23 protein-coding genes are annotated in these 25,733 nt (G+C 75.3%); 10 read left to right on the forward strand and 13 right to left on the reverse strand.

Features of this window, described 5'->3' with window-relative positions; translation table 11 throughout:
* Positions 1-3 precede the first annotated feature (3 nt).
* From ybeY to hrcA, 6 genes are read right to left on the reverse strand one after another with little or no spacing between them, the layout of a single operon-like run.
* Positions 4-456 carry an rRNA maturation RNase YbeY gene (ybeY, locus tag Q6349_RS12250; RefSeq protein WP_304604300.1) on the reverse strand — a complete coding sequence of 151 codons (453 nt, stop codon included), beginning with the start codon at positions 454-456 and terminating at the stop codon, positions 4-6.
* Positions 453-1,508, reverse strand: a complete 1,056-nt coding sequence (locus tag Q6349_RS12255) for a PhoH family protein (RefSeq protein ID WP_304604467.1) — start codon at positions 1,506-1,508, stop codon at positions 453-455. Before Q6349_RS12255 ends, ybeY begins: the two co-directional genes overlap by 4 nt.
* A 2-nt stretch (positions 1,509-1,510) precedes the next feature.
* Positions 1,511-1,864: a histidine triad nucleotide-binding protein gene (locus Q6349_RS12260; protein WP_171247949.1), complete on the reverse strand. Its 354-nt coding sequence runs from the start codon at positions 1,862-1,864 to the stop codon at positions 1,511-1,513.
* Between the two features lie 9 nt (positions 1,865-1,873).
* Complete coding sequence (locus Q6349_RS12265) at positions 1,874-2,650, reverse strand: 16S rRNA (uracil(1498)-N(3))-methyltransferase (RefSeq protein WP_304604301.1); 777 nt, start codon at positions 2,648-2,650, stop codon at positions 1,874-1,876.
* Positions 2,651-2,660: 10 nt separating this feature from the next.
* Entirely contained in the window at positions 2,661-3,782 is a 1,122-nt protein-coding gene (dnaJ, locus tag Q6349_RS12270) for a molecular chaperone DnaJ (RefSeq protein ID WP_304604302.1), read from the reverse strand.
* A gap of 49 nt (positions 3,783-3,831) precedes the next feature.
* Complete coding sequence (gene hrcA, locus Q6349_RS12275) at positions 3,832-4,872, reverse strand: heat-inducible transcriptional repressor HrcA (RefSeq protein ID WP_304604303.1); 1,041 nt, start codon at positions 4,870-4,872, stop codon at positions 3,832-3,834.
* 246 nt (positions 4,873-5,118) lie between these two features.
* Here hrcA and Q6349_RS12280 point away from each other — a divergent pair, with 246 nt between their 5' ends.
* The 4 genes from Q6349_RS12280 (at position 5,119) to Q6349_RS12295 (ending at position 12,328) form a co-directional block, all read left to right on the forward strand.
* A complete protein-coding gene (locus Q6349_RS12280) occupies positions 5,119-7,965 on the forward strand; it encodes a LuxR family transcriptional regulator (protein ID WP_304604304.1) in 2,847 nt (948 codons plus the stop codon).
* A gap of 168 nt (positions 7,966-8,133) precedes the next feature.
* Positions 8,134-8,340 (forward strand): hypothetical protein, encoded by a 207-nt coding sequence (locus Q6349_RS12285; protein WP_304604305.1) that lies wholly within the window; start codon positions 8,134-8,136, stop codon positions 8,338-8,340.
* A gap of 34 nt (positions 8,341-8,374) precedes the next feature.
* Entirely contained in the window at positions 8,375-11,218 is a 2,844-nt protein-coding gene (locus tag Q6349_RS12290) for an AAA family ATPase (protein ID WP_304604306.1), read from the forward strand.
* A gap of 240 nt (positions 11,219-11,458) precedes the next feature.
* Positions 11,459-12,328 (forward strand): DUF3097 domain-containing protein, encoded by an 870-nt coding sequence (locus Q6349_RS12295; RefSeq protein ID WP_304604307.1) that lies wholly within the window; start codon positions 11,459-11,461, stop codon positions 12,326-12,328.
* On the opposite strand, the gene Q6349_RS12300 is transcribed toward Q6349_RS12295, so the two are convergent.
* Positions 12,329-12,823, reverse strand: coding sequence for a DUF4282 domain-containing protein (locus Q6349_RS12300; RefSeq protein WP_171247941.1), 495 nt, complete (start codon positions 12,821-12,823; stop codon positions 12,329-12,331).
* 128 nt (positions 12,824-12,951) lie between these two features.
* On the opposite strand from Q6349_RS12300, the gene Q6349_RS12305 reads away from it, so the two are divergent.
* Entirely contained in the window at positions 12,952-13,347 is a 396-nt protein-coding gene (locus Q6349_RS12305; RefSeq protein WP_171247940.1) for a DUF4870 domain-containing protein, read from the forward strand.
* Between the two features lie 114 nt (positions 13,348-13,461).
* Positions 13,462-13,953: a DUF4870 domain-containing protein gene (locus tag Q6349_RS12310; RefSeq protein ID WP_304604308.1), complete on the forward strand. Its 492-nt coding sequence runs from the start codon at positions 13,462-13,464 to the stop codon at positions 13,951-13,953.
* A gap of 45 nt (positions 13,954-13,998) precedes the next feature.
* Here Q6349_RS12310 and hemW read toward each other — a convergent pair whose 3' ends face one another.
* Positions 13,999-15,279, reverse strand: coding sequence for a radical SAM family heme chaperone HemW (gene hemW, locus Q6349_RS12315; RefSeq protein ID WP_304604309.1), 1,281 nt, complete (start codon positions 15,277-15,279; stop codon positions 13,999-14,001).
* Positions 15,279-17,156 carry a translation elongation factor 4 gene (gene lepA / locus Q6349_RS12320; protein WP_370375617.1) on the reverse strand — a complete coding sequence of 626 codons (1,878 nt, stop codon included), beginning with the start codon at positions 17,154-17,156 and terminating at the stop codon, positions 15,279-15,281. Before lepA ends, hemW begins: the two co-directional genes overlap by 1 nt.
* Before the next feature lie 135 nt (positions 17,157-17,291).
* Here lepA and Q6349_RS12325 point away from each other — a divergent pair, with 135 nt between their 5' ends.
* From Q6349_RS12325 to rpsT, 3 genes are all read left to right on the forward strand, one after another.
* Positions 17,292-18,065 (forward strand): maleylpyruvate isomerase N-terminal domain-containing protein, encoded by a 774-nt coding sequence (locus Q6349_RS12325; RefSeq protein ID WP_304604310.1) that lies wholly within the window; start codon positions 17,292-17,294, stop codon positions 18,063-18,065.
* A gap of 65 nt (positions 18,066-18,130) precedes the next feature.
* Entirely contained in the window at positions 18,131-18,661 is a 531-nt protein-coding gene (locus tag Q6349_RS12330) for a type II toxin-antitoxin system PemK/MazF family toxin (RefSeq protein ID WP_304604311.1), read from the forward strand.
* Positions 18,662-18,851: 190 nt separating this feature from the next.
* Positions 18,852-19,112 (forward strand): 30S ribosomal protein S20, encoded by a 261-nt coding sequence (gene rpsT, locus Q6349_RS12335; RefSeq protein WP_171247934.1) that lies wholly within the window; start codon positions 18,852-18,854, stop codon positions 19,110-19,112.
* Between the two features lie 82 nt (positions 19,113-19,194).
* Here rpsT and holA read toward each other — a convergent pair whose 3' ends face one another.
* A complete protein-coding gene (holA, locus tag Q6349_RS12340; protein ID WP_304604312.1) occupies positions 19,195-20,217 on the reverse strand; it encodes a DNA polymerase III subunit delta in 1,023 nt (340 codons plus the stop codon).
* A 68-nt stretch (positions 20,218-20,285) separates the two neighbouring features.
* On the opposite strand from holA, the gene Q6349_RS12345 reads away from it, so the two are divergent.
* Positions 20,286-21,425, forward strand: a complete 1,140-nt coding sequence (locus tag Q6349_RS12345) for a glycosyltransferase family 4 protein (protein WP_304604313.1) — start codon at positions 20,286-20,288, stop codon at positions 21,423-21,425.
* A gap of 16 nt (positions 21,426-21,441) precedes the next feature.
* On the opposite strand, the gene Q6349_RS12350 is transcribed toward Q6349_RS12345, so the two are convergent.
* The 3 genes from Q6349_RS12350 to Q6349_RS12360 all read right to left on the reverse strand — a co-directional run bounded on the left by Q6349_RS12350 (position 21,442) and on the right by Q6349_RS12360 (position 25,723).
* Complete coding sequence (locus Q6349_RS12350; RefSeq protein WP_304604314.1) at positions 21,442-23,853, reverse strand: ComEC/Rec2 family competence protein; 2,412 nt, start codon at positions 23,851-23,853, stop codon at positions 21,442-21,444.
* Positions 23,850-24,722 carry a helix-hairpin-helix domain-containing protein gene (locus Q6349_RS12355; RefSeq protein ID WP_304604315.1) on the reverse strand — a complete coding sequence of 291 codons (873 nt, stop codon included), beginning with the start codon at positions 24,720-24,722 and terminating at the stop codon, positions 23,850-23,852. Before Q6349_RS12355 ends, Q6349_RS12350 begins: the two co-directional genes overlap by 4 nt.
* An 89-nt stretch (positions 24,723-24,811) precedes the next feature.
* Positions 24,812-25,723 carry a DegV family protein gene (locus Q6349_RS12360; protein WP_171247930.1) on the reverse strand — a complete coding sequence of 304 codons (912 nt, stop codon included), beginning with the start codon at positions 25,721-25,723 and terminating at the stop codon, positions 24,812-24,814.
* Positions 25,724-25,733 lie beyond the last annotated feature (10 nt).

A 25,733-nucleotide genomic window follows, 5' to 3' on the forward strand; every position in this document is an offset into this window, starting at 1 on the left:
CGCTCACCGCCCGGCCAGGAAGGTCAGCAGGAGCCGTCGTTGCAGGGCGAACATCTCTCGTTCCTCGTCAGGGTCGGCATGGTCGTAGCCGAGCAGGTGCAGGATCCCGTGCGTGGTGAGCAGCAGCATCTCCTCGACCGTGGAGTGCCCGGCGGCGCGGGCCTGGGTGGCGGCCACCTCGGGGCACAGCACGATGTCCCCGAGCGTGCCGGGCGGGGTCTCCTCGCCCTCGCGGCCGGGGCGCAGCTCGTCCATGGGGAAGGACAGCACGTCGGTGGGACCGGGCTCGTCCATCCACTGCACGTGCAGGTCGGTCATGGCGGCGGTGTCGACGAACACGATCGACAGCTCGGCCGCGGGGTGGACGTGCAGCTCGTCGAGCGCGAACCGGGCCAGGGCGGCGAACTCGGCCTCGTCGACCTCGACGCCGGACTCGTTGTTGACCTCGATGCTCACCGGCGTCCTCCTCGGTCGTGGCGTCCGGGCCGTCGGCGGTCGTCGGCCGGGCGGGTGCTGTCCCAGCGGGCGTAGGCGTCGACGATGTCGCTCACGAGGCGGTGCCGGACGACGTCGGTGCTGCTCAGCCGGCAGAACTCGACGTCGTCGACCCCGGTGAGGATGTCCTCGACCACCCGCAGGCCCGACGTCGTCCCGCCGGGCAGGTCGACCTGGGTGGCGTCGCCGGTGATCACCATCGTCGAGCCGAACCCGAGCCGGGTGAGGAACATCTTCATCTGCTCGGCGGAGGTGTTCTGCGCCTCGTCCAGGATGATGAACGAGTCGTTCAACGAACGGCCGCGCATATAGGCCAGCGGAGCGACCTCGATGGTGCCGGACTCCACCAGCCGCGGGATGGAGTCGGGGTCGACCATGTCGTGCAGCGCGTCGTAGAGCGGGCGCAGGTACGGGTCGATCTTGTCGCTGAGCGAGCCGGGCAGGTAGCCGAGCTTCTCCCCCGCCTCGACGGCGGGACGCGTGAGGATGATGCGGTTGACCTGCTTGGCCTGCAGGGCCTGCACGGCCTTCGCCATCGCCAGGTAGGTCTTGCCGGTGCCCGCCGGGCCGATGCCGAAGGTGATCGTGTTGGCCGCGATGGCCTCGACGTAGCGCTTCTGCCCCACCGTCTTGGGCCGGATGGTGCGGCCGCGCCCGGAGAGGATGTCGTGGGTGAGCACCTCGGCGGGCCGCTGGGCGGCGGCGGAGGTCAGCATCGACACCGAGCGGGAGACCACCTCGGGGGTGAGCGGGGTGCCGGCCTCGACGACCTCGACCAGCTCGTCGAGCAGCCGTGCCACCAGGGCGACGTCGCCGGCCGGGCCGTGCACGGAGATCTCGTTGCCGCGGGCGTGCACGTCCACCCCGGGGAACCCGTCCTCGATCGCTCGCAGGACGGAGTCGCCGCTGCCGAGCAGCGCCACCATCGGCACGTGCGGGGGGACGACGACGCGATGCTCGGTGGCGTGCCGCGGGTGGTCGGTCAGGGAGCGGTCGGAGGCGGGGGACGTCATGCTCAGGCGGGACTCCATCCCAGCTGGGTGCCGGCCAGGACGTGGCCGTGCACGTGGAAGACGCTCTGGCCCGCACGCGGGCCGGAGTTGAAGATGAACCGGTACTGGCCGTCGGCGAGGTCGTGCGCGATCTCGTCGGCGACGGCGACGACCTCGGCGAGCAGCTCCGGGTCGGCGGCGGCCAGGACGGACACGTCGCCGTGGTGCTCCTTGGGCACGACGAGCACGTGCACCGGCGCCTGCGGGTCGATGTCCCGGAACGCCAGGACCCGCTCGGTGTCGGCCACGACGTCGGCCGGCTGCAGGCCGGCGACGATCTTGCAGAAGAGGCAGTCCGCCTCGGTCTCCGTCGTCATGCGTCCACGCTACCGCCAGCGGCCCAGCCGGTCGCTCAGGAGCGCCACGGCGACGGGACCCGCCGTGGAGGTACGCAGCACGTGCGGGCCGAGCCGTGCCGTCACGGCGCCGGCGTCGGTGAGCGCGCTGACCTCCTCCGTGGAGATCCCGCCCTCGGGGCCGACGACGAGCGCCAGCTCGGGAGGCGCGTCCGCGCCGAGAGCCGGCTCCGGGAGCGCGACGTCGGCGAGCGGTGTCGTGGCCTCCTCGTGCAGGACGACGACGGCACCGCCCGCGGCGACGACGTCGCGCACCCGGGCGGCCAGCGTCCGCGTGGTGACGTGCTCCTCCACCGGCGGCAGCCACGCGCGGCGGGACTGCTTGACCGCCGCGAGCACGGTGGCGGCCCACTTGGCGCGCGCCTTCTCGGCCCGCGGTCCGCGCCAGACGACGACGGACCGGTCGGCCTGCCAGGGCACGACGGCGTCGACCCCGACCTCGACCGCGGCCTCGACCGCCTGGTGGTCGCGGTCGCCCTTGGCCAGCGCCTGCACGAGGGTCAGGCGCACGGCCGGCGCCGGTTCGTGCCGCACGTCCTCGACGCGCAGGGCGACCTCGCCGCCGTCGACCGTCTCGACGACGCCGAGCACGCGGGTGCCCGCGCCGTCGACCACGTCGACCCGCTCACCGGCGCGCCGTCGCTGGACGACGCCGGCGTGCCGCCCCTCCGCCCCGCCGAGGACGTAGGTCGCCCCCGGGGCCAGGGAGGCCGGCACGCCGTGGTCGACGAAGACCGGTGCGCTCACGACGTCGCGCCTAGCGCCCGGCGAACTTGTCCCGCAGCCGCGAGAACACGCCCGGGTGGGCCGCGGCCAGCCGCGGGTCGGGGCGTTCCTCGCCGCGCAGGTTCGCCAGCCGGCGCAGCAGCTCGGTCTGCTCCTCGTCGAGGGAGGTCGGCACCTGGACCTCGACGTGGACGTTGAGGTCGCCGCGACCGTTGCCGTGCAGGTGCCCCACGCCGAGGCCCTTGAGGGTGACGATCTCGCCGGGCTGGATGCCCGGACGCAGGTCGATCTCCTGCTGGCCGTCGAGGGTGGACAGCTCGAGCACGGTGCCCAGCGCGGCCGCGGTCATCGGCACCGGCAGGGTGCAGTGCAGGTCGTCGCCGCGGCGCACGAACGTGTCGTGGGCCTTCTCCCGGATCTCGACGTACAGGTCGCCCGCCGGACCACCGCCCGGCCCGACCTCGCCCTGGGCGGCGAGCTTGATCCGGGTCCCGGTGTCCACGCCCGCGGGGACGTTGACCGTCAGCGAGCGACGCGAGCGCACCCGGCCCTCGCCGGAGCACTCCGCGCAGGGCTCGGGGATGATCGTGCCGAAGCCCTGGCAGGCCGCGCAGGGCGCCGTCGTCATGACCTGGCCGAGGAACGACCGGGCCACGCGCTGGACGTTGCCCTGGCCGTGGCAGACCTCGCAGGTCCGCACGTCGGTCCCGGGCCGGCACCCGTTGCCGCCGCAGGTGCCGCACACCACGGCGGTGTCGACCTGCAGCTCGCGCTTGCCGCCGAACGTGGCCTCGGAGAGGTCGATGTCCATGCGCACCAGCGCGTCCTGGCCGCGCCGGGCCCGCGGCACGGGACCGCTGGCCTGACCGCCGCCGAAGAACGTCTCGAAGATGTCCTGGAAGCCGAAGCCCTGGCCGAAGCCGGCTCCGGCGCCGCCGCCGGGTGCGCTCGGGTCGACGCCCAGGTCGTACTGCTCGCGCTTCTCGCGGTTCGACAGCACCTCGTAGGCCCGGGCGACGTCCTTGAACCTCTCCTCGCCCTCGGCACCCGCGACGTCGGGGTGGAGCTCGCGCGCCATGCGGCGGTAGGCCTTCTTGATCTGCTCGGGAGTGGCGTCACGCTCGACGCCGAGGATCTCGTAGTAGTCGGTCACAGGTCTCTCTTCGGTGACGTGGAGAAAGTCTGGTCAGGGATACCGGTGGTCAGTTCGGCAGCACGCGGGACAGGTAGCGTGCCACGGCGCGGACCGAGGCGATGGTGCCCGGGTAGTCCATGCGGGTGGGGCCGATGGACCCGAGGGAGGCGACGGTGTCGCCGTCGCTACCGTAACCGGAGGCGACGACGGAGGTCTCGGTGAGACCGTCGAGCCGGTTCTCGTGCCCGATCCGCACCCCGACCCCGTCGGTCGCCATCTCGGTGAGGAGCCCGAGCAGCACCACCTGCTCCTCGAGCGCCTCGAGGACGGGGCTCAGCCCCTGCTCGAACGTGGCGCCGGACCGGGCCAGGTTGGCCGTGCCGGCCAGCACGATCCGCTCCTCGCCCTCCTCGCCCAGCGTCTCGACGACGAGGTCCGCCACGGCCTGGGCCACGCCGCTGAGGCGCGGGCCCACGGACTCGACCACGCCGGCGAACACGCCGGTCAGGTCGGCGAGGCGCTTGCCGGCGGCGGCCGCGTTGAACCGGGCCCGCAGCTCGCCGAGGGTGCCCTCGTCGAGGTCCGTGCCGGCATCGGTCCCGTCCGGTCGCACCGGCAGCTCGCAGTAGCGCTGCTCGACGCGGCCGGTGTCGGTGATGACCACGACGAGGATCCGGGAGTCCGCCACGGGCACGAGCTCGAGGTGGCGCAGGCCCGACCGCCGCAGCGACGGGTACTGCACCACGGCGACCTGTCCGGTGAGCTGGGCGATCAGCCGCCCGGCACGGGTCAGGACGTCGTCGAGGTCGATCGCCTCGGACAGGAAGGTCTCGATGGCCCGCTTCTGGGGCACGTTGAGCGGGCGCACCTCCGCGAGCCGGTCGACGAACACCCGGTACCCGGCGTCCGTGGGCACCCGGCCGGCCGACGTGTGCGGCTGGGCGATGTACCCGGCGTCCTCCAGGGCGGCCATGTCGTTGCGGATCGTGGCCGGGGAGACACCGAGACGGTGACGCTCGGTGAGCATGCGCGACCCGACGGGTTCGCGCGTGGTGACGTAGTCCTCGACGATGGCGCGCAGCACCTCGAGCCGACGTTCCTCGCTCACTTCTCGACCTCCCCTCGCTCGGCGCCCCGGGGGGTTTAGCACTCTCCAGGGCTGAGTGCCATCTTACGCGGTTCGTGCGACGGTCCGGCGTCACCCGCCGTCACCGGTGAGGTACGTCATGCCCGCCCCCCGTCGCCGGGCCCCGTCCCCGGGTGCTGTCGGCGCTCGTCCGCCCGCGGCACCGCCGGACCGGGGCGGTCCGCCCCGCCCGAGGCGTGCCGCCCCGGAGGCTGGCAGCATGTCCCCATGAGGGTCAGCCAGGTCCCCCTGGTCGGGCGCCGGCCCGAGCTCGCCGCGCTGCGCGAGGCCCTCGACGGTGCCACGCACGGCGCGGGGCGATGCCTCGTCGTGGCCGGTGAGGCCGGGATCGGCAAGACGCGTCTCGTCGAGGAGCTCCTCGACGGCGTCGACACCGGCACGACCCTCGTGGCCCGGGGCCAGTGCGCCGACTCCGGCGCGGGCCCCGTGCCCTACGCCGGGCTCGACGGCGTGCTGCGGGACCTGGTCGGCGCGCTCGGTGAGGAGGCGGTGCTGGACGCCGCCGGCCCCGCGGCGGACGCCCTCGGCGTGATCCTGCCCCGGCTGGTGACCGTGCGGCCCGGCGTCGACGGCGGCCGCGTACCGGAGGTGCTCACCGACCTGCTGACGACGGTCTGCGCCCGCCGGACGGTCGTGGTCGTCGTCGAGGACCTGCACTGGTCCGACGACGTCACGCGGACCACCGTCGCGCGGCTCGCCCGCGCCGCCCCGTCCACCCACCTGCTCGTGCTGGTCACCTACCGCAGCGACGACGTCGGCCGGCGCCACCCGCTGCGCACCACCCTGGCCGAGCTCGACCGGGCTCGGCTCGCCGAACGGGTCGAGGTGCCGCGCCTCGCCGACCCGGAGGTCGTCGAGCTCGCACGCGCCGTGCTCCCCGACGCACCGGCCGGCGCGGACCGGACCGGCGCCGGGGGCCTGGGCGAGCTGGTCGAGCGTGCCGAGGGCGTGCCCTTCTACGTCGAGGAGCTCGCCTGCTGCTACGACGGTGACATCCCCGTCTCGCTGCGTGACGTCCTGCTGCTGCGCTACGCGGGCCTGTCGGAGGCGGCGCAGGCGTTCTGCCGGGTGGTCGCCGCCGGCGGGGTCCGCGCCGGCCGTGACGTGCTGGCCGCCGTCCTGGGCGACGAGGCGCTCGAGCGGGCCGAACCCGCTGCGCGCGAGGCCGTCGACGCCCTGGTCCTGCAGGCCGACCCCGACGGCTACGGGTTCCGTCACGCCCTGATGCAGGAGGCCGTCGAGGCGGAGCTGCTGCCCACCGAGCGGCGGCGGCTGCACGCGGCCTACGCCGAGGCGCTGGCCACCGGTCCGGCCACCGTGCCGCGGCTGGTCGAGCAGGCCGACCACTGGTGGCACGCCCGTGTGCCGGACCGCGCCCTGGCCGCCGCCGTGACCGGCCTGGACGCCGCCGCGAACGACGTCGCCCCGGCGGCTGCCGTCCGGCTCGGGGAACGGGCTCTCGAGCTGTGGGACACCGTGCCGGACGCGGCGGACGTCACCGGGACCACGCACCACGACCTGCTCGTGCGCGTCGCCGAGGCCGAGACCGTCGCGACCCACGTCGACCGGGCCCTGGCGCTGGCGCGTCAGGCGTTGGACGAGTGGCCGGCCGACGACCCCGCGGGCCGGGCCCGCACCCTCGGGCTCGTGGCGGTGCAGCAGCTGCGCGCGGGCGACGTCGCGGGCCTGGACCGGACCCGGGAGGCGCTCGCGGCGGCACCGCAGGACGACCTCGGGACGCTCGCCGGGCTGCTGCGCCTGGACGCCCGCGCCAAGATGCTCGCCGGCCGCTTCCAGGAGGCGGTCGCGGCCGCCGGGCGCGGCTACGAGGCCGCGACGGCCGCGGGCGACCGCTCCACCGCCGCGCTGCTGCTGAACACCAGCGGTCTCGCCCGGCTGAGCGCGGGCGACCCGGGCGGCCTCGACGAGCTCGAGGAGTCCCGCCGCCTCTCCGGGGACGACTGGGCCGGGCGGGCCCACTACTTCACCAACCTCTCCGACCACCAGCTCCGGCTCGGCCGGTTCGCCGAGGCGCTGCGGACCGCCTCGGCCGGTGCCGAGGTCGGCCGCGCCGGGGGATCCGGCTGGAGCAGCCGCGCGATGCTGGAGGGCAACGTCGCCGAGGCCCTCATCGGGCTCGGCCGCTGGGAGGAGGCCGACGCCTGGTACCGGCGGGCCACGAACGAGGTCTCGCCGAGCGCCTGGGCCGTCTACCTGGCCGAACGATGGACGTGGCTCACGCTGTGGCGCGGGGACGTCGAGACCGCCCAGGCGATGGGGCGACGCCACCGGGCCGTGTGGCTGCGGTTCGCCGAGGTGGAGATGCAGGTCCGGGGTCGGGCCCCGGCCACGCTGGCCGAGCTGGCCCTCGCGCGCGACGACGTCGACGACGCGCTCGACCTGGTCCGCCACGCCGCCGACCCCGGTCGGCTGTCCGGGGCGTACGCCCTGACGGTGCTGGCGGTCGCCGCCCGGGTGCTCGCCCGGGCCCGCGCGACCGGCCGGGCGGTCGACGTCGGACCGTACGAGGAGGCCCTGGCCGCCGCCGCCTTCTGGCCGACCCACCGGTTGTGGGCGACGGTGTTCGCCGCCGAGCTGGGCCGGACACCGTGGCCCGAGGTCAGCGCGTTCGGTCCCGACGACGGCGCCCCGGCGCACCTGCGCCCCTACGCCCTCGTGCGCGAGGGCGAGCACCGGCTCGCGGCAGGTGACAAGGCTCGCGCGCGCGAGCTGCTCGGTGACGCCGCGGAGGCCGCGCGCGACGTCGGTGCCGGCTCCCTGCTGGCCCGGGCGACCTCGCTGCTGCACGACGCGGGACTCGCGGCACCGACCCGGCGCCGGCCGGCCGAGGCCGGCGCCGACCCGCTGACCGACCGGGAGCGCCAGGTGCTGGAGCTGGTCGCCGAGGGACTGACGAACGGGCAGATCGCCGAGCGGCTGTTCATCTCCCGCAAGACGGCGTCGGTGCACGTCTCGGCCATCCTGCGCAAGCTCGGTGTCACGAGCCGGACCGAGGCCGCCGTCGTGGCCCGGTCCGCGGCGCACCCCGCCTGACCCTCCGGGTACCTCAGACGGGCGCCGCCCCGGGCCGGGGGGTACCTCAGGCCTGTCGAGCGACGCGCCGGCGAAGACCGGTCGGATGCCCGATCCACGCCCCTACCTCAGGGACCGAACCTGGAGTCATCGCGAGCCACCCCGGCCCGCCGACCAAGGAGGGTCACCATGTCCCCGGAGCAGTTCCACCAGATGTACCGCCTGCAGGAGGCCGAGGTCGTCCGCGAGGCCGAGCACCGCCGTCAGGCGGCCGAGCGCGGCCAGCGGACGGCACCGGCGCACCGCCGGCACCCCGCCACGGCTCCGCGCCCCCGCGTGCTGGTGGCCCTCGACCGCCTGCGCATGGCCCGGGCCCGTGCGGTCCGCGCAGCCTGAGGCGTACCGCCCCGGGGGCTGGCAGCATGACTCCATGAGGGTCAGCCGGGTCCCGCTGATCGGCCGCGAGAGCGAGCTCGCGACGTTGCGTGGCCTCCTCGACGAGGCCGCGCACGGCGACGGCCAGTGCGTGATCGTGGGTGGCGAGGCCGGGATCGGCAAGACGCGCCTCGTCGAGGAGCTCCTCGACGGGTCCGCTGCCGACCCGGCCTTCGTCCTGCGGGGCCAGTGCGCCGACTCCGGCGCCGGTCCCGTGCCCTACGCCGGGCTCGCGGGTCTGCTGCGGGACGCCGTCGCCGCGCTGGGGGCCGAGGCCACGCTGGAGGCCGCCGGACCGGCGGCGGACGCCCTCGGCGTCGTGCTCCCCGAGCTGGTCGAGGTCCGGGCGGACGGGGAGGCCGGACGCCTCCCGGAGGCCTTCGCCGCACTGCTCACCACGCTCGCCGGGCGACGGCCCGTCGTGGTCGTGATCGAGGACCTGCACTGGTCCGACGACGCCACCCGCGGCTGCCTGGCCCGCCTCGCGCGCACCGCCCCGGGCCGCCGGCTGCTGGTGGTGGTCACGTACCGCAGCGACGACGTCGGACGGACCCACCCCCTGCGGACCCTGCTCGCGGAGATCGAGCGGGCCCGGCTCGCCACCCGGATCGAGGTCCCGCGGCTCGCCGCCCACGACGTCGTCGCCCTGTTCCGGGCGCACCTCGACGCCGGAGCCGTCGACCTCGAGGAGGTCGTCGACCGCAGCCAGGGTGTGCCGTTCTACGTCGAGGAGCTCGCCACCGGGGTCGGCGTCACCCTGCCGGACTCGGTGCGCGACCTGATGCTCCTGCGGTACTCACGCCTCGGCCGCCAGGCGCAGGAGTTCTGCCGCACCGTGGCCGCCGCCGGGCAGAGCGTCGGGCACGAGCTGCTCGCCGCGGCGCTCGGCGACGAGGCCGTCCGGGAGACCGAGCCCGCCGCCCGCGAGGCCGTCGAGGCCGGGGTCCTCGTCGTCGACGCCGACGGCTACCGGTTCCGGCACGCCCTCATGCAGGAGGCCGTGGCCACCGAGCTGCTGCCCAGCGAGAGCCGACGCCTGCACACCGCCTACGCCCGCGCCCTGGAGACCCGGCCGGCCACCATCGCCCGCCTCGCGGAGATCGCGGACCACTGGTGGCGTGCCCGCGTGCCGGACCGGGCGCTCGCCGCGTGCGTGGCGGGCCAGGCCGCGGCCGGCGAGTACGCGGCGACGTCCACGGCCGTCGCCCTGGGCGAGCGGGCGCTCGAGCTGTGGGACCTGGTCGCGGACCCCGAGGGGGTCACGGGCACCACCCACGCCGAGCTCATGCGACGGGTGGCCTGGGCCCTGCACGTCGGGTCCCAGGCCGAGCGTGCGCTCGCGCTCGCCCGCCAGGCCCTCGCCGAGTGGCCGCCGGACGACCCGGCCGGCCGCGTCTCCGCCTACGTGACGCTGTCGACGGCCGCCGAGGTCACCGGGTCCGACGAGGGCCGGCGCCTGCTCGACCACGCCCTGGAGGAGATCCCGGACGACGACGTCGCCGGGCGCGCCGCCCTGCTCACCGAGTCCGCCCGGGGCGCGATGATGGAAGGGCACGAGGAGCGGGCCATCGAGCTCGCCAACCAGGGTCTGGCCGCCGCCGAGGAGGCCGGGGACCGCAGGCTGCAGGCGCGCTGCTACAACATCCGGGCGGTCAGCCGCGTGGTCACCGGCGACCTGGACGGGCTCGAGGACTTCGCCCTCGACCGTGAGCTCGCCGGCGACGACTGGGACGCGCTGATGAAGCACTTCGTCAACGCCTCCGAGGCCACCCTGCGCGTCGGCAGGGCGCACCGGGCGCTGGAGATCGCCGAGGAGGGCGCCACCCGGGCGCGCGAGCGCGGCACCGGGATCGGGATGCGGTCGCGCATCGAGGGCAACGGCATCGAGGCCTTGATCGACCTCGGCCGCTGGGACGAGGCGGCCGCCTGGTTCGAGCGGACCGTCCCCCTCATGGGCCGCAGCGTCTTCACCGTCACCCTCACCGAGCTGTGGGCCTGGCTCCTGCTGTGGCGCGGCGAGGTCGAGCAGGCGGAGTCCGTGGTCCGGACCTACCGGGCGTCCTGGGAACGGCACGGCCGGATCGAGCTGCAGGTGCGCTCGCTGCTCACCACCACGCTGGCGGACCTGGCCCTGGAGCGCGGGGACGTGGACGAGGCCCTCGGCGCCGTGGCGGACGCCGTGGCCGACCCCCTGCAACGCCGGTCGGCGTCGTCGCTGCTGCCGATCCTCGGGATCGCGGCCCGGGCGCTGGCCGCCGCACGGGCCGCCGGGCAGGAGGTGGACAGCACGCCCTACCGCGAGGCGCTCGCCGACTGCGCCGGGTGGCCGACCCACGGCGTCTGGGCGGCCCTGTTCGCGGCCGAGCTCGGCGAGGGCCCGTGGTCCGCGGTGGCCTCTCTCGGGCCCGACGACGGCGCACCGGCCCACCTGCGGCCCTACGCCGAGTACCGCGAGGGGGCCCGCCTCCTGGCCGCCGGGGACCGGCCCGGCGGCCGTGCCGCGCTGGGCGCGGCGGTCCGGGACGCCGAGTCGATCGGGTGCGGGCTCGTCGCCCGGCACGCCGCGGCGCTGCTGGCGGGGGCCGGCACCGCGTCGCCGTCGCGCCGGGAACCGCACGACCCGGCCGACCGTCTCACCGACCGGGAGCGCCAGGTGCTGGAGCTGGTCGCCGAGGGACTGACGAACGGGCAGATCGCCGAGCGGCTGTTCATCTCCCGCAAGACGGCGTCGGTGCACGTCTCGGCCATCCTGCGCAAGCTCGGCGTCACGAGCCGGACCGAGGCCGCCGTCCGCGCGCGCGAGGCCACCGCGGCCCGCCCGGTCCCGCACCGGCCGTAGCCGCACCCGACCACGCCGCCACCACGCTGCACGACACGCCACGCCGCCACGACGACCCGGAGCCCTCGCGGTCGTACCTCGCGTCACGTGGTCGTACCCGCGGGGTACGACGGCGGGACGGGAGGTACGACCGCAAGGCCCGGCCCGGCCCGGGGCGGGGCGGACCCGGGGCGGGATCGACCCGTGGTCGGACGGGTGTCGGTCCCCCGGCACCGGCCCACGCCTGCCTAGGCTCACGCCGTGCACGATCGCTACGGCTCCGACGTCCTGTCCTCCTCCCCCGGCGCGTCCGGCGGGTCCGCCCACCACCGCCGGCGCCTCGTGTCGCGACCGCAACCCGCCGAGCCGGGTCTCGTCGTGGAGGAGGTCACCAGCGGCTGGGTGGGCGCCGTCGTCCGCGTGGAGAAGTCCGGCGGCGTGCACCTGGTCGTGCTGGAGGACCGGCACGGGAAGGTCCGGTCCTTCCCGCTCGGGCCGGGGTTCTGGGTCGACGGACGACCCGTCGCCCTCACCGCACCGGTCACCTCCCGCGCCCCGGCCGCCCCGGCACGCACCGCGTCCGGGTCGGTCGCCGTGCACGGGGCCCGCGCACGCGTCGCGCGGGGCTCGCGGATCTGGGTCGAGGGCAAGCACGACGCCGAGCTCGTCGAGAAGGTCTGGGGGGACGACCTGCGGATCGAGGGGGTCGTCGTCGAGATGCTCGACGGCGTCGACCACCTGGCCGAGGCCCTGGCCGAGTTCGCACCCACGCCCGAGCGGCGCGTCGGGGTGCTGGTCGACCACCTGGTGCCCGGCGCCAAGGAGCAGCGGATCGCGGCCGACGCGCTGCGCAGCGTGCCGGACGGCACCGTCCTGGTGCTCGGGCACCCCTACGTGGACGTGTGGCAGGCGGTGAAGCCGGCCCGGGTCGGTCTGGAGACGTGGCCGACCATCGAGCGCGGCACCGAGTGGAAACGCGGCATCCTGCGGGAGCTGGGCTGGCCCGCGGACTCGACGGCGGACGTCGGGCGCGCCTGGCAGCGGATCCTCGGCGCGGTGCGGGACTACCGCGACCTCGACCCGGCCCTGCTGGGCCGGGTCGAGGAGCTCATCGACTTCGTGACGGCCTGATCAGACCATCCCGTCGCGCCGCGCGTAGTGGTTCATCTTCTCGGAGATGTTCACCACCGCCTGGAAGACCTCCAGCCCGATCCGCCAGACCGCCAGGTAGACCAACGCGGCGATCCAGCCGAACAGGATGGTGACCAGGCCGACGTACCACTGGTCCGAGAACAGCGTGACGACACCGGCGATGAAGGAGAACAACCACCCGATCGCGATGAGGACCGTCAGGATCACGTAGACGATCTTGACGATCTTGGGGGTCACGTAGTTCGAGAACGAGAAGTCGAAGAGGGAGCCCAGCAGCCCCTTCGTGTCGTCCCGGGCCACACCGGCCGCCGACGACGCGGCGGCCGAGTAGAACGGCTGCTGGCCGCCCTGGTAGCCGGTGGCGCCGCCCGCGTGCTCGGAGGGCGGCGGTGTCGACGGCTGCGGCGGCTGCGCGGGCCGCTCGGAGTAGGGGTCCTCGGGTCGTCCGGGCGGGTTCGGGGGGTTCTCGCTCATCGTTCCTCCTGGTCGGGACGTCATGGCCGAGCGACACCACTGTCGAACCGCCCGTGCCGCCTCGCCACCGGGAACGAGTTCCGGCGCAGACGGTGCGCACCCGTCCCGCACGCTGCCAGGATGGGGACATGACGCAGACTCCCCCGCCGACGGGACCGCCCCCGGGGCCCCGACCGCTCTCCCAGCCCGACGAACGGACCTGGGCGATCATGGCGCACATCGGTCCGCTGCTGATCGGGATCGTCACGGCCGGGTCGTTGGGTTTCGTGGCGCCGCTGATCATCTGGCTGGCGCTGCGCGACCGCAGCGCCTTCGTGGCCGACCAGGCGAAAGAGGCCCTCAACTTCCAGATCACCCTGCTGATCGGCCAGGTCGTCGGGTGGCTGACCGTCTGGCTGCTCGTCGGGTGGCTCGTGCTGGCGGCCGTGTGGGTGATCGGCATCGTCTTCGCGATCATCGCCGCGGTCACCGTCAACCGGTACGAGGCCTACCGGTATCCCGTGAACCTGCGAGTGGTGAGGTGACCGGGTGAAATCCCTTCACGACCGTCAGGGACACGGCGTCGGCGGGCTCCTCACCGGTAGTTTCGCCGGACGTGTCCGGTGCGCCCAGCGCGCCCTACCTCGAAGGAGAAGCAGATGAGCCAGTCGACTCCGGAACCACACCCCGAGGAGCACCCGCCCCCGGGTCAGCCTCAGCAGGGCTTCCCCCAGCAGCCGCCGACGGGTGCGAGCCAGGGGCAGGCCCAGCAGCCCCCGCAGGGCTACCCGCAACAGCCCCCGCAGGGCGGGCAGGCCCTTCCGCCGGTCGCGCCCTCGGAGGAGCGGACCTGGTCGATCGTCGCCCACGCCGGCGGGATCCTCGTCGGGTTCCTGGCCCCGCTGATCGTGTGGCTGAGCTACAAGGACCGCAGCGCACGGCTCGACGACCAGGGCAAGGAAGCCCTGAACTTCCAGCTGACGATCCTCATCGCCTACGTCGTGGGCTGGATCCTGACGATGATCGTCATCGGCGGGCTCATCGTCTTCGCCGCCTGGGTGTGCACGATCATCTTCGGCATCCTCGGCGCGATGGCCGCCTCGCGCGACGAGTGGTACCGCTACCCGTTCAAGATCCGCTTCATCAAGTGACCCGCTGACGGGCACGGACCGCCCGCGCCGCGGGCGGTCCGTGGGTCAGGCGGTGAGCTCCCGCACGACGGTGTCGGCGAGCAGGCGCCCGCGGCGGGTGAGCACCGCGCGGCCGCGCACGGCCGCCGCCCCGTCGAGGAGCTCGCGGGCGACCATCCCGGCCACCGCGCGCCGGCCGGGCGGGTCCAGCACGTCCAGGTCCAGCCCCTCGGCGAGCCGGACACCGAGCATGACCCGCTCCAGGTGCGCCTCACCGCGGGAGAGCACCTCACGTCCCGCCCCGGGTGACCGGCCGTCGGCCAGCAGCGCCGCGTAGCGCCGGGGGTGCTTGACGTTCCACCAGCGCACTCCCGCCCGGTCGTCGGTGGCGTCGCCGTCGGGCGCCCCGACGTAGGAGTGCGCGCCGGGGCCGATGCCCCACCAGTCGTCTCCCCGCCAGTAGGCCAGGTTGTGCCGGCACGCCTGCTCCGGTCCGCGCGACCAGTTGCTCACCTCGTACCAGGACAGGCCGGCCGCGGTGAGCAGGTCGTCCGCCAGCTCGTACTTGGCGGCCTGGTCGTCGTCGTCCGGGAGGGTGAGCTCGCCGCGGCGCACCTGCGCCGCCATCTTCGTGCCCGGCTCGACGACCAGGGCGTACGCGGACACGTGGTCGACACCCGTGCTCAGGGCGGCCTCGACCGACGTCCGCCAGTCGTCCAGGGACTCGCCGGGCGTGCCGTAGATGAGGTCCACCGACACCGCGAGACCGGCCTCGCGGGCCCACCGCACGACGTCGGGCAGACGCGCCGGGTCATGGGTGCGCTCGAGCGTGGCCAGCACGTGCGGCACGGCGGACTGCATCCCGAAGGACACCCGCGTGAACCCCGCCGCGGCGAGCGTGGCCAGCGACTCCGGCGTGACCGAGTCGGGGTTCGCCTCGGTGGTGACCTCGGCGTCGGGGGCCAGCCCCCACGCGGAGCGGATCCCGTCGAGGATCCGCACCAGGTCGGCGGCCGGCAGCATCGTCGGGGTCCCGCCGCCGAAGAACACCGTCCGCACCGGCCGGTGGCCGAGCCCGGCGTCCGCCAGCACCCGGGCGGCCAGGTCGACCTCGCCGAGCGCCGTCGTGGCGTACTGGTGCTGGGAGGCGCCCCCGCCCAGCTCGGCGGCCGTGTAGGTGTTGAAGTCGCAGTAGCCGCACCGCACCGAGCAGAACGGCACGTGCACGTACACCCCGAACCGGGAGCGCGACGACGGGACACCGGCCGCGTCGTCGGCCGACCGGGTGACGAGGTCGGGCAGCGAGCCGTCCGCCGGGACCGGTTCGCCGTCGGGCAGGGCGGGCACTACTTCTTCTTGTCCTTGGTCTCCTTGCCGCCGGAGCCGTCGGAGGACAGCGCGGAGATGAAGGCTTCCTTCGGGACCTCGACGGACCCGATGTTCTTCATCCGCTTCTTGCCCTCCTTCTGCTTCTCCAGCAGCTTGCGCTTCCGGGAGATGTCGCCGCCGTAGCACTTGGCGAGCACGTCCTTGCGGATCGCGCGCACCGTCTCGCGGGCGATGATGCGAGCCCCGACGGCGGCCTGGATCGGCACCTCGAACTGCTGGCGCGGGATGATCTCCTTGAGCTTGGCCGTCATCTTGACGCCGTACTCGTAGGCCGCGTCCTTGTGCACGATCGCGCTGAAGGCGTCGACCTGGTCGCCCTGCAGCAGGATGTCGACCTTCACCAGATCGGCCGCCTGGTCGCCGGAGGGCTCGTAGTCCAGCGAGGCGTACCCGCGCGTGCGGGACTTCAGCGCGTCGAAGAAGTCGAAGACGATCTCGGCCAGGGGCAGCGTCCAGCGCAGCTCGACCCGGTCCTCCGAGAGGTAGTCCATGCCCTCCATCTGGCCGCGGCGGTCGGTGCACAGCCCCATGACCGCGCCGACGAACTCGCTCGGGGCGAGCACCGTGGCCTTGACGATCGGCTCGCGGACCTCCTTGATGCGCCCGGCGGGGAACTCCGAGGGGTTGGTGACCTTGACCGTCGTGCCGTCCTCCATCGTGACGTCGTAGACGACGTTGGGGGCCGTCGAGATGAGGTCGAGGTCGAACTCGCGCTCGAGGCGCTCGCGCACGATCTCCAGGTGCAGCAGGCCGAGGAACCCGACGCGGAACCCGAACCCGAGCGCCACGGAGGTCTCCGGCTCGTAGTTCAGGGCGGCGTCGTTGAGCTTGAGCTTGTCCAGCGCGTCGCGCAGCGTGGGGTAGTCCGACCCGTCGATCGGGTAGAGGCCGGAGAACACCATCGGCTTGGGGTCGTCGTAGCCGCCCAGCGGTTCGGCGGCGGGGTGCTGCGCGCTCGTCACCGTGTCGCCGACCTTCGACTGGCGCACGTCCTTCACGCCGGTGATGAGGTAGCCGACCTCCCCCACGCCGAGACCCTTGGTCTTGATCGGTTCCGGCGAGATGACACCGATCTCGAGCAGCTCGTGGGTGGCCTTGGTCGACATCATCTCGATCCGCTCGCGCGGGGTGAGGTCGCCGTCGACCGCCCGCACGTAGGTGACCACGCCGCGGTAGGTGTCGTAGACGGAGTCGAAGATCATCGCGCGCGCCGGGGCGTCCGGGTCTCCCACGGGCGCGGGGACGCGGTCGACGATGAGGTCGAGCAGCTCGGTGACGCCGTCACCGGTCTTGCCGGAGACCCGCAGCACGTCCTCCGGCTCCCCGCCGACCAGACCGGCCAGCTCGGCCGCGTACTTCTCGGGCTGCGCGGCCGGCAGGTCGATCTTGTTCAGGACCGGGATGATCTCCAGGTCGTGCTCCATCGCCAGGTACAGGTTGGCGAGGGTCTGGGCCTCGATGCCCTGCGCGGCGTCGACGAGCAGGATCGCCCCCTCGCAGGCCGCCAGCGACCGGGACACCTCGTAGGTGAAGTCCACGTGGCCCGGGGTGTCGATCATGTTGAGGGCGTAGGGCTCCTCGCCGCGCTGCCACGGCATGCGCACGGCCTGGGACTTGATCGTGATGCCCCGCTCCCGCTCGATGTCCATCCGGTCGAGGTACTGCGCACGGGCGTCACGCGGCTGCACCACACCGGTGAGCTGGAGCATGCGGTCCGCCAGCGTCGACTTGCCGTGGTCGATGTGCGCGATGATGCAGAAGTTGCGGATCAGCTCGGGCGGGGTCGCGTTCGGCTGGATGCGTTCGCTCAGGGCGGCGGACGGGATGGGCAACACGTCTCCGTCGGGTCGAGGCTGGACTGCGGGCCTCGTCATTGTCCCACGAGCCCGACGGCGCCCCGGCGGACCCCGGCGGCACCCGTCGCCCCGGACCCCTGCCCGTCACGTCCCCGGCACGCTACGTTGCCCGTCATGACCAGCCCGACACCCGTCGTCGACCCGGGCTCCGGACGCCGCACCGACGGCGGTGCGGACCTCGACCACCTCGACCGCCTCGCCGCGCTGCAGGAGGCGTTCCTCGCGGACGTGCCCGGCGCCGACCCCGGCGGGCACGTGCCGGCCTGCGGCCGCTGGACCGTCGCGCAGCTGGTCACCCACGTGGGCAGGATCCACCACTGGGCCTCCGGCCAGGCGCGTCGACACCAGGAGACGCCGCTCGGGCGCGGCCCCTTCGACCTCGCACCCTTCTACGCCGCGCAGGCCGCCGAGCTGCGGAGCACGCTGGCCGACCTGCCCCCGGACACGCCGTCGTGGACGCTGCTCGGTACCGGGCCGGTGTCGTTCTGGCACCGCCGGCAGGCGCACGAGACCTTGGTCCACCTGCACGACCTGCGGGCGTCCGTGCTGGGATCGGGACGGCTCGTCGCGCCCGAGCGCCCGATCGACGCGGGTCCGCCGGTGTGGGCCGACGCCGTGGACGAGGTCGTGCGGATGTTCGCCCCGCGGCAGGTCGAGCTCGGGCGGATGACGGCGCCGGGCGCCCCGGTGCGCCTGACCGCCACGGACCTCGGCTGGTCCTGGGACCTGGGACCGGAGGCACCCGGACCTGCCGCCGTGCTGCAGGCGCCCGCCCGCGAGCTGGCGCTGGTGCTCTGGCGCCGGCTCACCCCCGTCGAGGCGGGCGCGCGGATCGACGGCGACGCCCGGCTGGTGGCCGACCTGCTCGCGGCGCGTCTCGTGCCCTGACCCGGCGCCCGTCCGGCCTGTTCCGCCGAGGTCTCCTCCGCGTGTCGCGCCGTAGGCTGTCCGTCATGGCGAGCCACCGGTGGACGAGACTCCTGCGCGACGCGGGCCGCGCCCTCGCGGCGGTCCTCGGGCGTGCCCGACGCCGCCCGCCGGCGGGACGTCCCGCCCCCGGGCGACCGGAACGGGCGCCCTCCTACCCGGGTGACTTCACCGGCATCGTGCGCCCCGTGTACTCCCCGCACCCGGACGGCGCCCCGGACCCCGGCGAGATCGTGTGGACGTGGGTGCCGTTCGAGGAGGACCACACCCGCGGCAAGGACCGCCCCGTGCTGCTGGTCGGCCACGACGGACCCTGGCTGCTCGGTCTGCAGCTGACCAGCAAGAACCACGACCGCGACGCGGCCCAGGAGGCCCGGTTCGGGCGGTTGTGGATGGACATCGGGTCGGGTCCGTGGGACGCCCGGGGCCGGCCGAGCGAGGTCCGGGTCAACCGCGTCGTGCGGGTGGCACCGGATGCCGTGCGCCGCGAGGGCGCGGTCCTGGACGCCGCGACCTTCCGCCAGGTGGTCGACACGATGGGACGCGCCCGCCGCTGACGCGGCGTCGGTCACACCGGTTACCACGTCCCGATCCCGGCTGGTACCGTAGATCCTTGCGTGTCCGCCCAGGTCGGCGGACACCGCCGCAGTTCCTCTCCACGGGTTCCCCACCCCCAGTCCCGGAAGTGCGGCCGCCCTCTACGACCTATCCGCTCGCCGACAGGCGAACACACCAGGAAGTTCTCTCGTGGCAAACATCAAGTCTCAGATCAAGCGCAACCTGCAGAACGAGAAGGCGCGCCTGCGGAACCGCTCCGTGAAGTCGGAGCTCAAGACGTACGTCCGCAAGGTCCGCAAGGCCGTCGCCGCCGGTGACAAGGACGCCGCCACCTCGGCGCTCCGCGACGCCTCGCGCAAGCTCGACAAGGCTGTCTCGAAGGGTGTCATCCACCCCAACCAGGCTGCGAACCGCAAGTCGGCGCTGGCCAAGGCCGTCGACAAGCTCTGACGCCGCCCGGTCGCCCGCGCGACCGCTGGCCGCCGAACGCCCCTGCACCCCGTCGGGTGCGGGGGCGTTCTCGTGCCCGGGGCTAGGACCGCCCGCCGGACCGGGCGATCGTCAGGACCGCCCGCTCGACCGCGTAGACCGGATCACGGCCGCCGCCCTTGACGTCCGCGTCCGCCTGGGCCACCGCCGAGATCGCGGCGGCCAGCCCCTCCGGCGTCCACCGGGACAGGTCCCGCTGGGCGTTGCGCACCTGCCAGTCCTGCAGACCGAGCTCCCGCGCCGTCGTCGACCCGCCCCGGATCGCGGCCACGCGGGCGAGGGTGCGCAGGCGCAGCGCCAGGGCCGCCACCACGGGCACCGGGTCCGCCCCGGTGGCGAGGGCGTGCCGCAGCAGGGCCACCGCCGCGCCGGCGTCGCCGGCCACCGCGGCGTCGGCCACCTTGAAGCCCGTGGCCTCGACGCGACCGCCGTAGTACCGGTCGACGGTCTCGGCGGAGATCGTCCCGGCGGTGTCCGCCACCAGCTGGGAGCAGGCGGCCGCCAGCTCGCGCAGGTCGTTCCCGAGCGCGTCGACCAGCGCCCGCACCGCCGCCTGCTCGGCCCGTCGCCGGGCCGCCCGGAACTCCCCGGCCACGAACGCGACCTTGTCGGCGTCCTTGGTGATCGCGTCGCACTGCAGCACCGGCGCCCCGGTGGCCACGATCGCGTCGAGCATCTTCTTGCCTCGGTTGCCCCCGCGGTGCACCACGACGACGATCGTCTCCGGGTCCGGGGCGGCCACGTAGTCGACGACGTCGGCCACCAGGTCCTCGGTGCACGCCTCGGCACCGCGCACCACCACGGCCTTGGCCTCGCCGAACAGTGACGGACTGGCCGCCACGGTGAGCTGGCCGGCCGCGTAGGTGGGCGCGTCCAGCTCGGCCTTCTCCACCGCGGGGTCCTGTTCGCGGGCGAGCGCCAGGACGCCGTCCACCGCGCGCTCGGCGAGCAGGTCCTCCGGGCCCCGGACGAGGATCACCGGCGCGAGCGTCGGGTCGTCCCAGGGGCGCGTGTTCGCCGACGCCCCCGAGCGGCGGGACGAGCGGGACCGGTTCGTGGAGGGCACGGGGACAGCCTGCCAGACCCGACCGACACGGCGTCCCGGTCCGGTGAGGCGCCGGGTAGCCTGGCCCGGTGCCCCGGACCCTCGTCGTGACCAACGACTTCCCTCCCCGCCAGGGCGGCATCGAGACGTTCGTCCACGCGATGACCTCCCGCTTCGACCCCGACGAGGTGGTCGTCCACACGTCCTCGACGCCGGGCCAGGAGGGGTACGACCGCACGCTGCCCCACCCGGTGGTCCGGGCACGCACGCGGATGCTGCTGCCGACCCCGGCGCGGACCCGGGAGGTCGTCCGCCTCGTGCAGGAGTACCGGTGCGACGCCGTCTGGTTCGGGGCGGCGGCCCCGCTGGGCCTCATGGCACCGACGCTGCGCCGGCGGACCGACGTCCGGCGCCTCGTCGCCACGACCCACGGCCACGAGCTGTGGTGGGCGCGGGTGCCCGGCACCCGGGCGGCGCTGCGGCGCATCGGTCGCTCGGTCGACCACCTCACCTACCTGTCGGACCGGACGGTCGACGTCCTGGCCGAGGCCGTCGGGCCCGAGGTCGTGTCCCGCGCCGTGCGGCTCTCGCCCGGCGTGGACCCGTCGGCCTTCGCCGGTACCGACCCGGCCGGGGGCCGTGCGGTGCGCGACCGCTACGGGATCCCGTCGGACGCACCCGTCGTGCTCTGCGCCGCAAGGATCGTGGAGCGCAAGGGGCAGGACACCCTCGTGCGGGCCATGCCGGAGGTCCTGCGTGCCGTGCCGGACGCGCACCTGCTCCTGGTGGGCGACGGCCCCTACGCCGACCGCGTGCGGCGGCTCGTCGACGCGCACGGCCTCGGGGGCCGCGTCGTCCTCGCCGGCGGCCACCCGCACACCGCGATGCCCGCCTTCTACAGTGCCGCGGACGTCTTCGCGGGTCCCTCGAGGACGCGACGGGGCGGTCTCGAGGTCGAAGGTCTCGGCATCGTCTACCTGGAGGCGCAGGCGGCCGGGCTGCCCGTCGTCGTCGGCGACTCCGGCGGCGCCCCCGACGCCGTGGACGACGGTGTGACCGGATTCGTGGTGGACGGCACCGACCCCGGTGACGTCGCCGCCCGCCTCGTCGAGCTCCTGCAGGACCCCGCACGACGGGCGCGGATGGGGGCGGCCGGGCCCGCCTGGGTCGAAGGTGTCTGGACGTGGGACCAGCGGTTCGAGATCCTCCGGGGACTGCTCGCGCGCTGACGCCGCGGCCCTGGCGTCACCCCTCGCACACCAGGGCCGGCGCACCGTCCCGCACGACCAGCGAGGCCGCGCCGCAGCGGTCCGTGCGCACCACGCGCGCGCCGACCTGGCGGTACATCTGCATCGCCGTGTCGGTCGGGTGCCCGTAGTCGTTGCGCCCGACGGAGACCAGGGCGACGGCGGGGTCGAGCAGCCGGGCCAGCTCGGCAGACTGCGCGGCGGACCCGTGGTGCGCCATCTTGACCACCTCGACGGGGTCGGCCGGGTACCCGGTCGACGCGAGGTCGGCGACGAGCCGCTGCTGCCCCGGCACCTCGAGATCGCCGAGCGCGACGACGTCCACGCCACCCGCCGTGCGCAGGGCGAGCGCGACGCTGCCGTCGTTCGCGGACACAGCGGTCACGTCGGCGCCCAGCACGGTCCAGGTCACGTCACCGGCGGTCCCGTGCCGGCCCCGCCCGGCCACCTCCACCGGCACGCCGGCGAGCTCGAGGGTCGCCCTGGTCCGCTCGGCACCCTCGGGCGGGTCGTCGACCGGGGACACCAGCGCCGCCGCCACCCCACGGCCCGCGAGGACGGCGGGCAGGCCTCCGACGTGGTCGGCGTGGAAGTGGCTCAGGACCAGCAGGTCGACCCGGTCGACCCCGAGGCGGTCCAGGCAGCGGGCCGCGTCCTGCCCCGGCGGACCCACGTCGACGACGACCGCGGCGCGCTGCCCGCTGCGCACCACCAGGGTGTCGCCCTGCCCCACGTCGCAGGCCACGACCTGCCAGTCCGCCGGGACCCCCGCGCCGACGGGTCGGACCAGCACCAGCAGCACGACGAGCACGACCGTGCCGGCCGCACCCCCGAGGAGCACCACCGCGACCGTCCGCCGGCCCGGTCGCGCCCGGCGCCGGGCTCGCGCCACCCAGGACGCCGGGTCCCGGCCCGCCGGCCAGCCCCGCCCGGGCGGACGTCGCAGCACCGCCAGGAGCACGGCGGCCGTCGACAGCGCGAGCAGCGCGGCGCCGGCCGGTCCTCCCGGCCACGGCACACCGGCCCCGGGCACCGCCGCGGCCGTGGTGGCGACGGAGGCGATCCATCCCGTCGCCAGCCCGGCCAGCCAGGCCAGCCCCCCGGCGAGCCCCGGGGCCCAGGGGGCCGTCAGCGTGGCCGCCAGCCCGAGCACCGTGGCGGGCACCACGGCCGGCGCCACGAGCAGGTTGGCCACGACGGCGGTGGTCGGCACCACCGGGTCGAGCAGGATCAGCACCGGCCCGCAGGCCGCCTGGGCGGCGACGGGCACCGCGACCGCGAAGGCGGGTCCACGGCCGCACCACGGCGCCATCCGCCGGGCGAGGGGTCCGGTCAGCAGGACGATCCCCGCGGTGGCCGCGCACGACAGCGCGAAACCGAAGGAGCGTGCCTGCCACGGGTCGACGACGAGCAGCACGGTGGCGGCCGTCGCGAGCGCCGAGAAACCCGCCGAGGGCCGTCCCAGCGCGAGGGCGAGCAGCGCGACGGCACACGTCCAGGCCGCCCGCAGGACGCTGGGCTCGGGACGGACGAGCAGCACGAAGCCGACCGCCACGAGCGCCAGCAGCAGCACCCGGGCGCCCCGGGGGATCCGCAGCGCCACGCACGCGGCACCGGCGACCGCCAGGACGATCGCGAAGTGGCTGCCCGACACGGCGGTGACGTGGGTCAGACCGGTCACGCGCATCGCCTCGTCGATCGGGGCGGGCACCCGCGAGGTGTCCCCCACCGCGGCCCCGGGCACCAGACCGCGGGCCTGCGGCGACAGCCCCCCGGTCACGACGAGCAGCTCGGAACGCAGCCGGTCCGTCAGCCGCCCGACCGGTCCGGGCGCTGCCGTCTCGGGCACCGCGGACGGGACCTGCGCGGCCGCCACCACCCCGGCACCGAACGCGGGCGGTGCGAGCCGGCCCCGGGGGCGCACGGTGGCGCCGACACGCGGCGCCGGCCCCGGAGCGGTCACCATGACGTGCCCCACCGCCGGGACGAGCACGTCGCGGGTCATCACCTCGTCGACGGCCAGCACCCACCGCTCGCCGTCCCCGCGAGCAGCGGGACGGGCCGACGAGACCACCTCGCCGTGCAGCGTCACGACCGCGCCGTCCGCGGCGAGCCCGCTCAGCGGACCGCGGGCGTCGCTCTGGACCGCCACCGAGGAGGCCACGGCGACCAGGCACGCCGTCACGAGCACGCCGTGCGTCACGACCGGGCGCGTCACCGCCGGGCGGGTCACGACCGGGCGCCCGCGCCGCCGGGCGTCGTCGGCCGCGAGCACCGCGCCGACCGCGAGCAGCACCGCCGCGCCGACGGCGACCACCGGTCCGGCCCACGCCGACGACGTCCCCGTCAGGGCCCAGGAGGCGACCCACGCCGCGGCCAGCACCGGCGCGAGCCGCAGGTCCCGCGTCACAGCACCACGCGGTCGCGCAGTCCCTCGAGGAGCACCGGGCCGATCCCCGACACCTCCGTGAGCTCGTCCAGCCGGGAGAAGGGCCCGTGCTCGTCACGCCAGGCGACGATCCGGTCGGCCAGCACGGGCCCGACGCCGGGCAGAGCGGTCAGGGCCACGGCGTCGGCGGTGTTGAGCGGAACCGGACCGGCGTCCGCGCCGGACCCGCCGGCCGGCGGGTCGGCCACGAGCGGCTCCTCCCCCGGCGCCGGCACGTGGACCTGCTCGCCGTCCACGACCGGACGGGCCAGGTTGAGGGCGGTGAGGTCCGCCTCCGGACCGGCACCGCCCGCGGCCTCGACGGCGTCGGCGACCCGTGATCCCGCCGGCACGGTGACCAGCCCGGGTGCGGCGACCTGCCCGATGACGTGCACGACGACGGCCGGTCCCGGGTCGTCGGCACCCGGCGGGGGCGCGGCCGCCGGGTCGGTCCGGTCCGACGAGCCGTCGCCACCGGGGGCGACCGGCGCGGCGGGGGCCGCGGTCGCGGCCGGCACGGGCAGCGGTTCGAGGGTCTCGCGGGGCCACAGCGCGACGGCGGCCGCGATCACGGCGACGAGGAGCAGGACGGCGGCTGCCGCGGTCCCGGCCGGCCCGGCGAGTGCCCAGCGGCTCCGCCCGGGGGCGGGTTCGAGGTCGACCGGGTGCCCGTGGGCGGCGCTGTAGGCGGCGGCGACGTGGCCGGCCGAGCGCCGGGAGCGCAGTCGTTCGACGAGCTCGTCGGGTGCAGCGGTGTCGGGCGGGGTGGCGAGCGCCGCGCGCAACGCCTCGCGGCGGCCCGCCGCCGGGTCGAGCCGGTCGTCGGGGAGGTCGGGAGGTGCCGTGGTCACGGCGCGACGCTAGGGCCGCCTCCGGTGCTGCCGACGGTGGCCGGCCCGCGTCTGTGGACGGGCGCGGGTGTGGATGGCCGCGGCGCCCGCTACCAGGGGCCGCCGGGCTCCAGGTCGTGCACGTGGCCGCCGCGGTCGACGACCACCACGGCCAGCGCTCCCGGCCCCACGTGCGCACCGAGGACCGCACTGACGGGGGTGACGACCGGCAGGAACCCGAGCCGGTCGGCGAGCGCGGCGGCGACCTCGGCCGCCTGCTCGGGTGCTCCGAGGTGGTGCACCGCGACGGCGGGCCGCGAGGCCGCACGGACCTGCTCCAGCGCCAGCCCGACGAGCCGGGCCACCGAGGCCCGGCGGGTCCGGACACGCTGGGTCAGCTCGATCGCGCCGTCGTCCAGGGTGAGGATGGGCCGGACGCCCAGGGCGGTGCCGAGAGCGGCGGCCGGGGCGGAGAGCCGTCCGCCCCGGCGCAGGTGGTCGAGGGAGTCCACGAGGAACGTCGTCCGCGCGGAGGCGGCGACCTCGGCCGCCCGCCGGGCCACGTGGCTCGCGTCGCAGCCCGCAGCCGCGCAGCGAGCCGCCTCGTCCGCGGCGAACCCGAGCCCCATCGCGGCGGTGCGCGAGTCCACGACGCGCACGGGGAGCATCGCCCGCTGCCCGGCACGCTCGGCGGTCCCGGCGGTGCCCGACAGCTTGCCGGACAGGTGCACCGACACCACCGCGCGGGCGCCCTGGGCGGCGAGGTCCCCGTAGACCGAGGTGAACTCGGCGGTGCTGGGCTGCGAGGTCGTCAGCCGCTCTCCCTCGGCGATCCGCGCCGCGACCTCGGCAGCGCGGACGTCGACGCCCTCGCGCAGGTCAGTGTCGTCCGTCACCACGTGCAGGGGGACGACGACGGGCGCCAGCTCTGCGGGCAGCAACGAGTCGGTGGGCGGGTCTCCTGGGCCGGGCAGGCAGGCGGTCGAGTCGGTCACGACGCGGACGGCCGGTAGGTCACGCATGTCGCCACGA

Source organism: Isoptericola sp. 178, assembly GCF_030586525.1.
In the GTDB taxonomy this organism is placed as follows: Bacteria; Actinomycetota; Actinomycetes; order Actinomycetales; family Cellulomonadaceae; genus Isoptericola; species Isoptericola sediminis.